The sequence below is a fragment of the Muricauda brasiliensis genome (assembly GCF_003057865.1).
In the GTDB taxonomy this organism is placed as follows: domain Bacteria; phylum Bacteroidota; class Bacteroidia; order Flavobacteriales; family Flavobacteriaceae; genus Flagellimonas; species Flagellimonas chongwuensis.
The window spans coordinates 273495-288217 of the sequence record NZ_QBTW01000016.1 but is presented as its reverse complement, the minus strand read 5'-3'; the positions used below and the strand labels follow the sequence as shown (position 1 = coordinate 288217).

General features: G+C 42.1%; 11 protein-coding genes. 7 read left to right on the top strand and 4 right to left on the bottom strand.

Translation table 11 applies throughout. The annotated features are described in order from the left end of the window. Window positions 1-6: 6 nt before the first annotated feature. Window positions 7-2412 (bottom strand): aminotransferase class I/II-fold pyridoxal phosphate-dependent enzyme, encoded by a 2406-nt coding sequence (locus DCK90_RS13385; RefSeq protein ID WP_108246705.1) that lies wholly within the window; start codon window positions 2410-2412, stop codon window positions 7-9. Between the two features lie 197 nt (window positions 2413-2609). Here DCK90_RS13385 and DCK90_RS13380 point away from each other — a divergent pair, with 197 nt between their 5' ends. From DCK90_RS13380 to DCK90_RS13365, 4 genes are all read left to right on the top strand, one after another. After that, window positions 2610-2984 (top strand): DUF7793 family protein, encoded by a 375-nt coding sequence (locus tag DCK90_RS13380; protein WP_108246704.1) that lies wholly within the window; start codon window positions 2610-2612, stop codon window positions 2982-2984. Between the two features lie 57 nt (window positions 2985-3041). Then, window positions 3042-3968, top strand: coding sequence for a helix-turn-helix domain-containing protein (locus tag DCK90_RS13375; protein WP_108246703.1), 927 nt, complete (start codon window positions 3042-3044; stop codon window positions 3966-3968). A 96-nt stretch (window positions 3969-4064) separates the two neighbouring features. Further along, window positions 4065-4514: a MauE/DoxX family redox-associated membrane protein gene (locus DCK90_RS13370; protein WP_108246702.1), complete on the top strand. Its 450-nt coding sequence runs from the start codon at window positions 4065-4067 to the stop codon at window positions 4512-4514. 60 nt (window positions 4515-4574) lie between these two features. Next, a complete protein-coding gene (locus tag DCK90_RS13365) occupies window positions 4575-4820 on the top strand; it encodes a DUF6520 family protein (protein ID WP_090297708.1) in 246 nt (81 codons plus the stop codon). A gap of 118 nt (window positions 4821-4938) precedes the next feature. Here the strand turns inward: DCK90_RS13365 and DCK90_RS13360 are convergent, their stop codons facing one another. Genes DCK90_RS13360 through DCK90_RS13350 form a run of 3 tightly spaced genes read right to left on the bottom strand, consistent with a single transcriptional unit; the run spans window position 4939 to window position 11778 of the window. Next, window positions 4939-7251: a zinc-dependent metalloprotease gene (locus DCK90_RS13360; protein WP_108246701.1), complete on the bottom strand. Its 2313-nt coding sequence runs from the start codon at window positions 7249-7251 to the stop codon at window positions 4939-4941. 44 nt (window positions 7252-7295) lie between these two features. Continuing rightward, window positions 7296-8729 (bottom strand): RagB/SusD family nutrient uptake outer membrane protein, encoded by a 1434-nt coding sequence (locus DCK90_RS13355; RefSeq protein WP_108246700.1) that lies wholly within the window; start codon window positions 8727-8729, stop codon window positions 7296-7298. A gap of 16 nt (window positions 8730-8745) precedes the next feature. Continuing rightward, on the bottom strand, window positions 8746-11778 hold the full coding sequence (locus DCK90_RS13350) for a SusC/RagA family TonB-linked outer membrane protein (protein WP_108246767.1): 3033 nt from the start codon (window positions 11776-11778) through the stop codon (window positions 8746-8748). A 760-nt stretch (window positions 11779-12538) separates the two neighbouring features. On the opposite strand from DCK90_RS13350, the gene DCK90_RS13340 reads away from it, so the two are divergent. The 3 genes from DCK90_RS13340 to DCK90_RS13330 all read left to right on the top strand — a co-directional run bounded on the left by DCK90_RS13340 (window position 12539) and on the right by DCK90_RS13330 (window position 14586). Continuing rightward, the gene (locus DCK90_RS13340; RefSeq protein ID WP_108246698.1) at window positions 12539-12970 is read left to right on the top strand and encodes a helix-turn-helix domain-containing protein; all 432 of its coding nucleotides are present in this window, start codon (window positions 12539-12541) and stop codon (window positions 12968-12970) included. Window positions 12971-13189: 219 nt separating this feature from the next. Further along, window positions 13190-14011, top strand: a complete 822-nt coding sequence (locus DCK90_RS13335) for a hypothetical protein (RefSeq protein ID WP_108246697.1) — start codon at window positions 13190-13192, stop codon at window positions 14009-14011. Window positions 14012-14112: 101 nt separating this feature from the next. After that, the gene (locus tag DCK90_RS13330; protein WP_159075841.1) at window positions 14113-14586 is read left to right on the top strand and encodes a hypothetical protein; all 474 of its coding nucleotides are present in this window, start codon (window positions 14113-14115) and stop codon (window positions 14584-14586) included. The last annotated feature ends 137 nt before the right edge of the window (window positions 14587-14723 follow it).

The window sequence follows — 14723 nt, the reverse complement described above, 5'->3', positions numbered from 1 at the left end:
TTTCCATTAATGCTGGCCTTCCATGATTCCGAGCAATTCCAGGATGAAATTGTCATTGGCCTGGAGATAGGCATATTTTTTCTCAACCGTTGCACCGAGTTTCCGTTTCTCAAAGGCTGCGGTCAACCCAAAATCAATTTTGGGAATGCCCAATCCAATGGCCCGTTCAATGGTCCGGTAGAGCAACTGGCGATAAATGGCAAACTCTTCCAGACCGTCATAATCCATACCCACAAAGGCAGGCACATAGACCTGGTCCGAATTGGTATAGCAGAACATGACACCCACTATCTTTTCAGGTTTATCCAATGAACAAAGGACAATAAACTCCCACAAATGGTTTTCGTTCATCTTTTCAATCAGGGAGTCCGGAAAGGAAAAGGTATTGAGGCCCAAATTTCTGGACTGAACTTCCCCAAACAGGTATTTGACCTGTTCAAGTTCAGATTTGGATAGCTTGTGAAAAACTTTGGTCTTTACCCTATCGAGATAGGGTTGGACATCCTTTCGAAAATGTCTTCTGTTTCTGGAGGACAATCTTTGCAGATAATCTTCCATGGAAACCACCTCGTCCAGGACAACATAACAGGCGTTGGGCATCTGCACCCTTAAAAATCCCTGACCGTAAAGCGGTTCGTTCCATGGTGTATGTTCTCCAAAGTCCCGTAGGACGGTCATTTTGGCCTCAAATTGGTGTTCCAGTTTTTCCATGGTTTCCAATAGGGTGTCCCTTGCTTCCTTGCCCAAGGCATGTGATGCATTCCAATACAGGTGATCTCCTTCCGTGAACAGACAACCGAGGGACAGGACCATGGATGACAAATGGTAGGGATCGGTTTTCCTTTCCTCCTCAATGGCAGCAGAAATTTGTGCTTGGGCCAGCATATCATCCTTCCAAAGGGAAAGCGTCACAAAAGTCATCAATACGGGTATCCCATCAGCATCCTTGATGACCACATATCGGAACAACCAATTATGTTCTTTCCTAGGATTACCATGAAACACTTTCTCCAAAAACTTCAGGCCCTCCCAATCATAGACCCCTTGCCCACCTAGACTTTGGTTCCATGCCTCTTTTTCAACTTGGTCAATGGTATCGAATACATCAACGGTAAGCTCAGAAGATACCTTCGGGCCACTTAGGGTCTTTGGTTCCATTTTAAAGGCGTGGAATACCCTTTGGGCATCGGTTTGGGTATCTTCCAATGCCTTTGGAAAATGATATTCCATGGCTTCCACCAATGCTTTGATTTCCTCTTTTTGGTTATGCCTTGAAATCGTAATCCTTACACCTGTATTCTTAACAGGTACTGCAGGAAAGATACCGAGATTGACAAAGAAGCCCTCCCCCATCAAACGGTTCACAAAATTGTATCCGGTTTTGGGCATACCGGTCCCGATATAGAACACTGGGGATTCATTCCGATCAATCAAGGGAAGTTCCGTTATCGAAAGGCAATCATTGAAATAATCGATGCGTTCCCTCAATTCTTGTTGTAACCCATAAATCTCCGGGGATAGATGGATCTGTGCCGAGGCCATAGCGGCAGCTACCGAAGCAGGTTCCAATTGGGCGGAGAAGGTCAAGGGCCCTCCAAAGGTCTTGATCTTATCGTACATCGAAGCATTGGAACAGGCCAGAACAGCCCCACTCGCACCAAAGGTCTTGCTCAATGTCCCGAACAACAATACATTCTCGGGCAATTCTCCCAGCTGGTCCAACACATATCCGGTACCATTCCTTCCCACCCAACTCATACCATGTACGTCATCAAAATAAAAATGTAACTGTGGATATTTCTTTGCCAACCCCATCAGTTCCTTAACTGGTGCATAGTCCCCATACATGGAATAAATGCCATCGGCCATATACCAAATCCTGCCTTTGGAATGCCGGTATTTTTTGATCTTGTCCTCCAACATCTCCAATTGGTTATGTCGTATCATCTCGATGGGCACACTCCGAGTCTTTAGCATTTTGGCCGCATTCTGTACACTCCAATGGACCTGGTGGTCCAGAATGATTACGTCTTCATCGTCCACAGCACTGGGGATGACCCCTAAGTGCCCGAGGGTACTGTTTTTGGTAATGACAATGGGATAGCCATACATTTCGGAAATCGAGTTTTCCAGTTCCTCATACAATGGATTGGAGATATAAGATTTGGATAAGGGAAATTGTGTCCCATATCTATCAATGGCCTCTTTGGCGGCCCTTTTTAATCTGGGATCCTGTTCCAATCCCAAGTAACCCGTAGTACCAAAGTGGTACAGTTCCTTCCCCTCTACCTCAATGGTCCTGCCCGAAAAAGATGTTCCCCCTGCATATAGGTGTAATACCCCGGCGTTCTTGGCATCGGTAAATACCTCATGTACGGTGTTCAAAAAGTTGTGGTGTTTGATCTTTGCCATTTTGTTTGATTTAAATTGTACTAAAAAGTAATGGCATTTGTAAGATTAGATGCTATGTACTATCGATATACTCCGTTTCAATCAAGCAATATTCCGTTTAAGTCAAGTCAAATACCTTTATTTAAGGGTAATGAATCTAATGACCGAATCGAGTTCCATTAATTTTGTAAATTCAAGGTTTTACCAGTTTTCACCACATGAAAAAATCACATGAAAACAAATACGCCATTTATTTAATGACCGATGAGTTGCTGCACATCATTTACAAAAAAGACCATTGTATCGACCTAAAGGCAGCGCAACTTATCGTCAGGGACCGGATGATGCTCCAAAATGGCCGTGAAATGCCCGTTCTCTGTGATATTCGTGAAGTAAGAAGGGTCAATAAACCGGCCCGGGACTATTTGGCCTTGGAGGGTTCACAATGGGTTAAGGCCTTGGCCTTCTTGATCGATCCCCCGGTAACCGATGTGATCAGCTCCATTTATCTATGGACCCATGCTCAGTCGGTCCCCACCCGGGCCTTTGTCAAAAAATCAGAGGCCTTGGCCTTTTTAAAATCCATAAAATAAACGCTGCTTCTATACATATAAAGAGACTCCAGCTATTAAATACAAAACCTGACAACCATGCCGAACAATGACGATTTTAGGGTAAAGCGCATCCAACGGATGCTTCTGGAAATGGCCCGTGGCAATTTCTTCTACAGCTTGGAACCCACGAATAAAAATGATAATGTCGCATCCTTGGTCGTAATGCTCAATATGGTCAACGAGGAGATCAGGGCCTCCTTTATCCATCAAGGGTTTGCCAACGCACACAACACCCCACAATGCATCATCCAACTCTCCTTCCTTATGGATCACGATGGCACTATCGAAATGGTCACCAACAGTACCTGCTCGCTATTGTCCACATTGCCAAAAGAAATCATTGGAAAACCAATTACCGATTTTATGACCGAGGGTTCCCAAAAGGTATGGGCAAAGAAGATGGTCAAACATTTGAAAAGGGAACGTTCTGAAACTGTCCATTTCTTGGAGTTCATTACCAAAGAAGGACTCTTGTTGGGCAAGGATTGCCATATATCCGTATTCCAATCCTTGGATGGGAGTGGGCAGAAAATACTCTTGGACACGGTCTTCTTCTCCAAGGGAGAGCCCTTTGGGACGGAGTTGCCCAAAAAGACGCTAAAAGTGACCAAGGGCATAAAAGAGCCTAAAATCACGTTGACCCCTGATGATATCGAAATGATCAGGGATGTCCATGATATGATCATCAACAACTTGGACAAGGATCTACCCTTGCTAAAAGATCTTGCCCTACAAATGGGCACCAACGAATACAAATTGAAGTATGGGTTCAAGCAACTCTATGGCACTACCATTTTTCGGTTCCTGACCCATGAACGTTTAAGAAAGACAAAGACCTTGATCCAACACAGCAACTTATCCTTGAAAGAAATTGCGCATTTGACCGGCTTCAAGAGTGCGGCCCATTTCTCCAGGGCCTTTCGGGACAAGTATGGCAAATCACCCAGTGATTTGAGGGGGTAACACCCTCAAAATGGGCAAATTACTCCGTTTGCGTCAAGGAATGCTCCGTTTCAAGTAAATCGGACTCCCGAACTTTGTCATATCAATCCAAAAGATATGTCAAACCAAGGAATATACCCGAAGCTCATTAACCTATTCAGCCTTTTGTTGACTTTCCTTTTCGTGTATACGGCTGTAAGCAAATTGATTTACTTGGACACCTTCCAAACTAGGTTGGAGCGGATGCCTTACATTTCAGGTTACGCCTATTTAATTTCATGGATCGTGCCTTTTTTGGAATTGGTGATTGCCGGTCTACTTTGGTTCCAGAAATACCGAAGAGTAGCCTTTTATGGTAGCCTGATCCTTTTGGGAGTTTTCACGATCTATATCCTCATTGTCCTAAAATTCAGCGACTCCATTCCTTGTACTTGTGGTGGAATCATTTCAACCTTGGGATGGAGGGACCATATACTATTCAATACTGCTTTTATGCTCATGAGTTTGTTAGGAATCATTTGGTCAAATAAACACTACAATATACAATCACATCAAAATACTACGTAGGGAAAGGGGAAGCCGAAAACCTAGAAAAGAGTAGGCATTCAAGAATAAATATGAAGTATTATGAAATCTAAATTTTTAAAACTTGTTTTACCGGCCTTCGCCATTTTGTTGGCGGTTGGCCTTGCCTTTGCCACTGATGAAAAACCAGTTGTGCAACAAGCCCATTATTTACATCCAATCAATGGTTGGCAAACTGTCAATGTTGAAGATGCATGTTTTACTGGAAGCAATATGGCTTGTAAGTATGACATTTACCAGTTGTATGCTGAGGAATCAGAGTCCAGTCAAGCGCTTTACAAAAATTAAGCAATTGATATTTGTCCATTTTAAAAAAAGGTGCCTTTTAAACAGGCACCTTTTTGACTAATTCAAACAACTTCCATGAAATAAAAGACTCTATATCCATGAAATATTTTCAATACCCCTAAAGCGCTCCATTAATTTTTTTCAAGCACAATTTCCAATGGCCAATAGCCGTCATATTTCCCTTCCTTTTTAAACCCATTTCGATATCTGCTTTCAAATCCAACAGTAGTTGGATGAAAATCCCCTTAGAATAGTCCGATTGGGATGTAAACTTTTCATTTGCATTGAATCCCGTATTCTTTTTTCCCAATTGACCGACCACCCCATCTATATACGTCATCTGAAGCTCTTGCCTCCTTCGGTCCACATGGGCAACATCCTCATGGATTTCCTTGAAAAGGCCTGATTGCAACCTAATCAGAAACTCCTCGACCAATCCTTCTTGACCCATACGGATTTCCATATGCTCCATTCGTTTTAACCTATTGGCAATGATTAAATCCATCACCAAGTACTGCTGGTACCGGAGTACCTCATCAGAATGGGTCGTGTACTTCAAACCATTAAAAAATACTGGATGGGTCAACCATTCCGTAGTATCAAAAGCATTGGTCAATAGAAAATCCAATCCTTCCAACTGATCCTCCCACGGAATGGGCACATAGGGTTCTCCGAGTTGTTGCATGGATTGGTACTGAACCTCATACCCCCCGATAAGGGTCATAACCTGTTTCATATGATTGCTCCACAACTCAACCGTTCTTTGGTAAAGCCTCAACAACCTTGCATTATCGGTTTGGTCTTCTGTCGCCTTGGGTATGAGTGCAATGACCCGTTTCATATTGTTCAAGGCCATTGCTGTACTGCGAACTGGATTATTGGTCTCCACTACTTCATTGGTAAATGAAGGTCCCAAATCCTCCAATTGATTAACATTGAACCGATACCAAGGGATTGCATCCTGCCACAGAATCATCTGTTCCAACTCAGCTTGCCTCATTGCCTTTGATTCCTCTACTGGAAACTCCGTATAGGCCCATTTGATATTATATATATCTGTCGGGCCCACACCTTGTATCAACAGGGATGGGGGTATGCTGTCTTCAGGCTGTGGGAGATTGTTGGCCCTTGTATAGTTCATCACACTGGGGGTATGCCCCATGGTCCGCAACCAAAGACTGTCATTCATCTTGTCCCAAGGATAGGCACCCTCCCCAAAATTACCATCCAACATTCCGAAGATATGTCCTGCTTCATGGGAAGCAATCTGTTGGTACAAAGCCCCTACCAGATCATCGGGGAAAGGAAAGCGTTGTGCCCGTTTATCCAATGGGGCGGCCCGTACAAAGTACTTTTCAGATACCGTCTGCACCGAAGCACCCATAAAGATGTCCCCACGTAATATCTCCCCTGAACGCTCATCAACGATATAGCCTATCGCGGCCCCAAAATCCTCGTCTTCCATTCCTCTTGTATATTTCTTCTGGGACCAATACACTATATTGGAATGGATACTATGGGCCTGCCATTCGTCCAAGCTATCCATCTCCTTGACCACCAAAGCATCCTTAAAACCTGCAGATTCAAAAGCGGGTAACCACTCCTCTATCCCTGCCTTGATATAGGGTCGCCATTTCTTGGGCACCTCTGATGAAATCAAAAAACCAATGGGCTTTACGGGAACACTTATCTTCTGGTTCTTGAATTTCTTTTTAAGGTTCCAACGAAGGATATTGGCTGGCCGATTCTTCAATCCAAAATGGAAGTCCCCGTCCTGCTGCTCATTAAAAAAACCCATCCGATAATCGAACCGTCTTCCCTCCATAGGTTTTCCCAAAGCGCAAAAGCCATAGAACAAGGGAACCGAAACCTTGGATTTTGACTTTACCATCCCCCTTAAGACCTTGAAGAGGACTTCATCATCACCATTTTTCGAATCCAGAACCAACGACATGTGGGATATGGCATTTCCTATGGAAACCCCAAAAGCTTGAGGCCATTCGATATCCTGTTGCAATATGACATCCGTAATATTGACACAAAACCAATCAGCTTCCCCACAGGACTTCTCCAAGGGCAGAATGGCTAAGACATTCTCCTTTAGTGGAAGTCGGTCAACAATGGGAAGGTTTATTCCTGCCGAAGATGAAATGCGCTGTTGTTTCAAGAGCATTTTGTCCTTGTGCAATGACCAGACCACCTGCATATAACTGCGTCTCATGGTATCATAGCATACAAACAACATGGGTTGGTCCAATACTTCAGTTGGAATGTTAAGGTACAATTGATCACCCTCCATAAAAGCATTCAAAAAAGAAGTCTTGTTTCCAATGACATTGATTGGTTCATACTTCGGCATATCCGATACGGTGGCAAAAGATTTTGCCGACAGATGCAGGGATAGCAATATAAATAGCAAGAAATTCCTCATAGTTCTCTATTGATTCAAATTCAAAAAGTGTTTTTTATAAGAAACTAATAGCCTGGATTTTGAGGTAAAAGATTCGGGTTTGTATCCAGTTCAGTTTCCGGAATGGGAAGTAAAACATCGGTAGACCTCCAATTGTCCTTTTTGGCGCCCATTACTTCATTCACTCTTCCCGTCCGCTTTAGATCAAACCATCGGTGCCCTTGTTCCGTAAAGAGTTCGACCCTTCGCTCCTGCAGTATAGCCTCCAAAAGTTCACTTTGTGTATTTGCAACTATGTCCTGTAAACCCGCACGGTTTCTAATGGAATTAAGATCGGTCCGTGCGCCAACATTATTCTCCAAATGCACCCTGGCCTCTGCCCGGATCAAGTATTGTTCCGAGCAACGAAACAGAATGGAATATTCCTCGGAAGTGGTTTCATTGGCATCGGCCCTATACTTGTTGGCATAATGCAATGTGATGGTTTCATCCACATCGGACACACTTCCTACCCATTGATCCAGTCTTAAATCCCCAACCTCAAAGGAATCCAATAAGTCATCCGTCAAAGCATACGTTTGGCCTGGAACCGATGGAATGATCAACTGAGTAGCTTCATAAGTATTTCTGCCCTCCTCTGGCTTGAGTTGCCAAATGGTTTCAGGGGAATCCTTCAGGAAAACTTGGTCCAGATCAGTCTCCAAGGGGAAGACAGCGATAAGTTCTGTGGCCATTTCATCCGCCATCTCCCAATTTTCAACATACAGGTACATTCGAGATAATAGAGCCATCGCCGCATGCAGATCCGGCACTACCCTTTCATTGGAGGAAGGCTCAAAACCCTCCAATAATATAATGGCCTCCTCAAGGTCAGCTATGATCCTTCTGTATACCTCCGCTTCGGGCATGCGCGATACCTTATTATTCTCCAAATAATCAGTGTCCGCAATAAATGGGACATCCCCATAAAGCAAAACCAATAAACTATGGAAATAGGCCCGGACAAATAAGGCCTGCCCCTTGGCACTGTTTATTTCCACTGTCGTCAGGTCGGATGATTTTTCAACACCTTCAATAATGGCATTGGCACTGTATATCACATTATATGCCTGTCTCCACCACGCAAGAACGACGTCATTTTCTGCCATCAGGTTATGATTGTACATTTGGAGGTAATCGGCACTGAACCCATAATAATCCAACTCATCACCATAGATGCCCATTGCAGGTGTCAAGCCTGTTATTCCAGATACCAAACCCTGATCTTCCCTAATGCTATAATAAATGTTGGCCAAAGCGGACTCCACCGTAGCGGGGTCCCTAAAAACGGTCTCCGAAACCAAGGTGTTCCTTGGTGGATCCACTTCCAAAAAATCCGAACAGGCCAACACTAACAATCCCAACCATAATAGGACCGAGTTGAAGAAAATGGATTTAAGGAGTAAACTGGAACCCATTATGATCATTTGATTATCTGTATATTTTCTAAAGATTTTCATACTGCTTTTTTTTACATTAAAAACTTACTTGAAGGCCTAGTGAAATCTGTCTTAAGGGGGGAAGACGCAGCTCGGAAGGCTGTTCGGGATCGGGGCCATTGTAGCCCGTGATGGTCCAAAGGTTTTGGCCCTGTAAGTAGACATTGATATCCAGACCATCCTTTAAGGAAGGGACATTGTAGTTTAAGGAAATATTTCTCAAACGGATAAAGGAAGCATCCGATACGGCTGTATTGCTTTCCTTTTGAAATCCGTCCAAACCACCTGTAGGTGCCAAACCACTGAATGCCCTTTGAACGGACACCATATCACCTGGATTTTGCCAACGATCAAATAGTGCCACCGGTCCATTTTCTTTAAAACCGGGAGTGGCTCTAAATCGTGTGGTATTGAATGCCCTTTGCTTTTTGAATTGAAAAAAAGCATCCAGTGTAAAGTTTCCAAGGCGAAGTGTATTACCCAAACCACCATAAAACTTTGGGGCAAGGTCTTCAATCCATTGGCGATCCTCAGTGCTGCTAATCGCCTCATCCCCATTATAATCTTCAAACTGATATAAACCAGTTTCCGAATCAACACCCATGGCGTGGTACAACTTAACGATGGTCAAGGGTTCCCCTACGATGTATTGGTTCACAAAGGTGGATGATTCCAGACCATCAAATGCCACCAACCTATTTTTAGGGATGGTCAGGTTAAAGGTCGTGGACCAGCTTACCTTCGAGGATTGGATGTTAATGGTTCGAAGATCTACTTCAAGGCCTGAATTCTCAACAAGGGCATCAAAATTTCCTGTCAGTTCAGTAAACCCTGTTGTAGCAGCTAAGGGAATGCCGACCAATTGGTTGGAAGATCGGTTTCGGTACCATGCCGTATTCAGTAAAACTCGGTCATCGAGGAACCCCAATTCCAAAGCAGTTTCCAATTTCTTGTTTTCCTCCCAACCGAACTGTGGATTAAAAATCCCGGTCGGTTCCAATGCAGTGACCCCATCATAATCGTTACCTGATACCGAATAGGTATCCAAGTATTGGTAATCCCCAATATTATCACTTCCCGTTGTTCCATAACTGGCGCGCAGTTTGCCATAACTCAATATCGCGTGTTCCCCAAATATGTTTTCTTCAGAAAAGATCCAGGCCACACCCAAGGCACCAAAGTTTCCAAACTGTTTACCTGGCCCAAAACGGGAGGATCCATCCCTACGGCCTGTTAGGTTGAGGATATAGCGATCCAACACCTTTAGATTGATACGGCCAAATACAGCATTGTACCTATATTCGGAATCCAAATCCGTGATGACCTCCAAAGTTCTGGCCGCTGCCAAGTTTTGTATCAATTCATTACTTGGAAAACCCAATCCCCGTATGACCTCTTGATCCGAAGTTTCCCATTGAAAGGTGGCTCCCATGAGCATATCCAAAGAAAAGGCCCCCAACCCTTTTTTCCACTGCAACTGTGGCTCCACGATCCAGGATTGCCTTTGAGATCCATTAGTGATGAGATTCGAATAGCTTTGGGATGTATAGCCCAAACTTGGGTTCCTTGCAGAACTTGGCATGGTCCGGTAGCTATCCAATCGGTAGTCGGTAAATCCCATACTGGACCGGAATACAAGGTCTTTCAGAATGGAATAGGAAACAACAGCATTGGCAATCATAGTATTGGATCTGGCCACATAATTTTCCTCCAAGGACGCAATGGGGTTATCCCATGTATTGTTCTCCCAATTGATGTTCCCTTCATCGTCATATAGTGCTGGTGCATTAGGCTCCAAGGAATAGGCCTTGGAGGTGAAGTCCGAACCCGGCATCTTGTTTTTCTCATTGGAATAGCCCATCGACAGGTTCACCTTGAACTTGCCATTCTCTGAACTATGATCTAACTGGCTTCGAAGGGTTCCTCTCTTATAATTGGAATCCCCTGGGAAAACAGTGGTTTCCTTCTGATAGGCCCCACTGATCAAAAAATGGGTGTTCTGGCTCCCGCCGGAAATGGATAGCTGGGCATTGTTCCGATAGGCCGTTCCACCGATCAATTCATCTTGCCAATCGGTATATCTACTATTGTCCCATGATTTTATATCTGGCCAAACATAATCCAAGGCCGGGTTGTCCAAAAATGAACCATACCCATCATTTATGACCCCCTCTCGTCTGACTTCAAGATATTGTTGGGTATTCATCAGTTCCAAAAAGTGAGACACCTTACCCAGGGCAGTACTCACGTGGGCATCGAATTTGGTATTCCCTTCCTTTCCTTTTTTGGTAGTTATGAGGACCACTCCATTGGCACCGCGTGACCCATAAATGGCGGTGGCATCGGCATCCTTCAGCACCTCTATACTCTCTATATCACTGGGATTGATGGCATTCAAGGGACTGACATTGGCACCCAATATTTCGTTGGAGACCCTTAATGCACCAAGGGACTGGGAACCAAAGGGCACACCATCCACAATAAACAATGGATCGGACACCCCGGAAAGAAAGTTACGACCTCGCACCTCTACAGTAAATCCGCCACCTGGCACCCCTGTGGACTGAACGATGTTCACCCCGGACATATGCCCTTGCATTGCTGCCAATGGATTGGCCACTGGTTGCTTGTCAATAACACTTGCTTTGATTGTGGCAATACTTCCGGTCCGCTCTTTCTCAGAAACCGTATAGTAACCCGCATTGAGTACCACTTCTCCCAATGCTGTAACATCCTCCTCCATTTGGACAATCATTTCACCCCTTCCAGACACAGGAACGGATAATGTTTTAAATCCCACCATGGAGAACAATAGGACATCGGTCGGACTAGCTTGAATACTAAAAGAGCCATTCATATTGGTGATGGCCCCAACATTCTTGGACTCCACCACAAGGTTCACTCCTACCAGGGGATTCCCCGAAGTATCGGTCACGGTGCCGGAAACGGTGGCCTGTTGTAGTTCCAAGACAGTGCCCGCCTGCACAGTAAATAAAAAAAAGGGCATTAAAAAGACATAGAAGAGCATCGACAGGATTCCCCTGCGCATGCATAGTATTGAATGTTGCATAAATTGAGTTCGTTTGATTACTTTGTTAGTTATTCTCCAGACCGCCCTAGAACTCACCAAAAAATGGTAACTTCCAGAAGGACATTTAGGTTCAGACAAAGGCCACCCTGTCCAAGCAACAAAGGCTCTTGGAAATAGGATTCCTTAACCAAATATGACTAAGATTTCGTGCTGGGTCGGTTACCCAAAAAGTGTAGTCGTTAGTTGTGGGACTAAAGGATATCGTAAACCGAAAAATCAGTGTAACGGGTATCCCACAACCCTAGTCTTGCGATTATACAGGGTTCTTTGGCTTCTTTTTAAACAGGATATCGAACACCGAATGTGAAGTCCCAAAAACAGGACAATCACACAAAGTGAACCCTACATGAAAAAGTTGCCAAATGTTTCCCATAACCCAAATAGTTGAGCGATGCCCCGAAAGGACCAAAGAAACCAAACGCTAAGAAAAAAGCTGAAGAAAAACCAATTACCAAAAAAAGGCGCGGAACTCAACTTACCATAGTAGAGGTACTGGTATACCTTGCAGATGATAAGAAAGCCCACGCCCCGGGTCGTGAGCAATCTACTTATCCTCTCATCTGCATAAAATTACCAGTTTTCTACTATGAGATTCTAAGCGAAAGCTTCAAATATTGTCTATACGAAGAATCGCAAAAATAAATAATCAAAGCTAATATATAAAAAAATATTACACAGTCATGTATATGTGAATCTTGTTTTTCAAATCGTGTCTTTCACATACTTATATATATGCAAAATGATAATAGAAATAATAATGTCGCATATCGACTTCCATGTGATTGAAAGCTTACGAGAACTGAGGGTAAAGTCAAAACCATATATAGATCAAGTAGAATTGGCACAACGCATAGGAGTTTCTGAGGGTTACGTTGGACAAATAGAAAACCCGAAGAGCAGAGCTAAATACAATATGAGAATGATGGCAAGGGCTGCAAAAGCATTAAATTTAAAATCATATCAAGATATTTTTCCTCAGGAGATTTTAAAAGACGATTTGGTAAGAATCAGATTGAAATTACTAAAACCTGACACCAAAAAACATGAAGTTGATAAAAACGGTAATGTAAAAAAGCGGTTTGAAGTACTTTCAATCAAAACGTTGAACAATGATGAACTTCTTCAATGGGACAACGGCGAAATAGAATATTTGACTATAATTGAAGAATAAACTTATTCCCTTATTCCCTTATTCCCTTTTCCCCTTTTTATATTCTTGCGGAATCCCACACTTATCTTTATTAGAAAATTCTTACATTTAATTTCTAGCTCCCCATTGAACTTAATTTGAAAAATCATCAGCAATGGTAACCGTGGGAATCAATAGAGTACCTACGGCACAAAGTGCCAAATTCTATCCCAAATAAACAATTTGTGTCAAACTTAAAAAATGAATCACAACAATCTACAAGATGGTGCTTATGGATTACTGGTTGAAACAGTTGACATCTTAAATAGCAATAACGTTAAGTATATAATAGTTGGAGGCTGGAGCCCATTACTGCTAAATAGTAAGCCAATAACCCATCCTGGCACAAAAGACATCGACATATTATTCGAATATGGTTATAGAAAAAAAGAATTAGGCGATATAATATTAAAGTTTATTAATTCTGGATTTTTACTCTCTGCAAAACATGATTTCCAATTATTCAAAGAAATAACCGTCCAAGGGAAAAAATTCATATATAATATTGATTTACTTCATCCTATTGAAACACAAAAACCAAATGAGATTTATGTTGATCATATAGATCTGGGAATTCCCTCCGATAAATATCAAAGTAACACCTTTAAATTGAAGTCAATTGCCTTGCCAAGTTCACAAGCATTATTTGACAACAAACTATCAACTCCCTATAAAATCAAATCAATTAACGGACATGTAACCGTCAATTTAATGGACGAAATAGGTACTCTTATAACAAAATCACAAAGCCTGAAAATAGCCAAAAGATTTAGAGATTCATTGGACATCTACCTAGCAATAACACAAAACAGGGATGAAAAGTTTTATTATACTTTAAAAAAATTAAAAGATAAAGTCCCGGATACATTTAACACTCTTTATGGTATTAAGGAATTCTATGATACCGGGAACATGTATTTTAACATACAACATTATCTTCCTAATCTTGACATGTCTGTTTATACGGAAAAAATGGAGTTTTTTTTTGAGAAATCAAGCTTGAACAAGAAAGCCAAGCATTAAAAACAGTTGCACTCAACTATATAATCCATAAAGGCTTTGTTTGGAAGTATGAGTTTGATATGATATTAAAGATAAGTACGATAGCTAACAAACCAAAAGCTATGAAAAGAAGTCAGAATCCAGATTGGTATAAATTGACCAAACTTTTAAAAAAGGAAGGTCTAATAAACACCGGCTTGACTATACCGTATATTTTTGGCGCCTATGAATTACTTGGCAACCCTTTTGAAGACATTATCGATTTACTTGAGGAAATACTCAAAAATCGCATTGACAAATATCCTGTCATTCAAAAGTGTACAGCTATTCATCAACACGTGGTCGCAGTGGAAGAAAGAAACCAATATCATAAATCCTATTTAAAAGATGTTAAATTGCTAAATGCAAAAAATGAAATTGGTCTAATAATCAGTTCCAATACAAATCTTGGACAGACTTCTGAATTGATATATAAAAATCTAAACAGACTTTATAAAAAACCAATAGACGACAAAACGTATTCATGGCATCATAAAAAACAAGAATGGAGGCCTTTTAATAAGGAGGAAGTAAGATTGATAATGAGCATAAAATAAAATCCTCCTCGAAAAGTACCAGCCTTACTCTTGATTTAAAAAATATATGTTGCCAACTTAATCTTCCAAACTGTTAGAAACAGAAACCTAAGCAATGAAGATACTTATTAACGACTTTAAATCTTCAGAGGAAACCT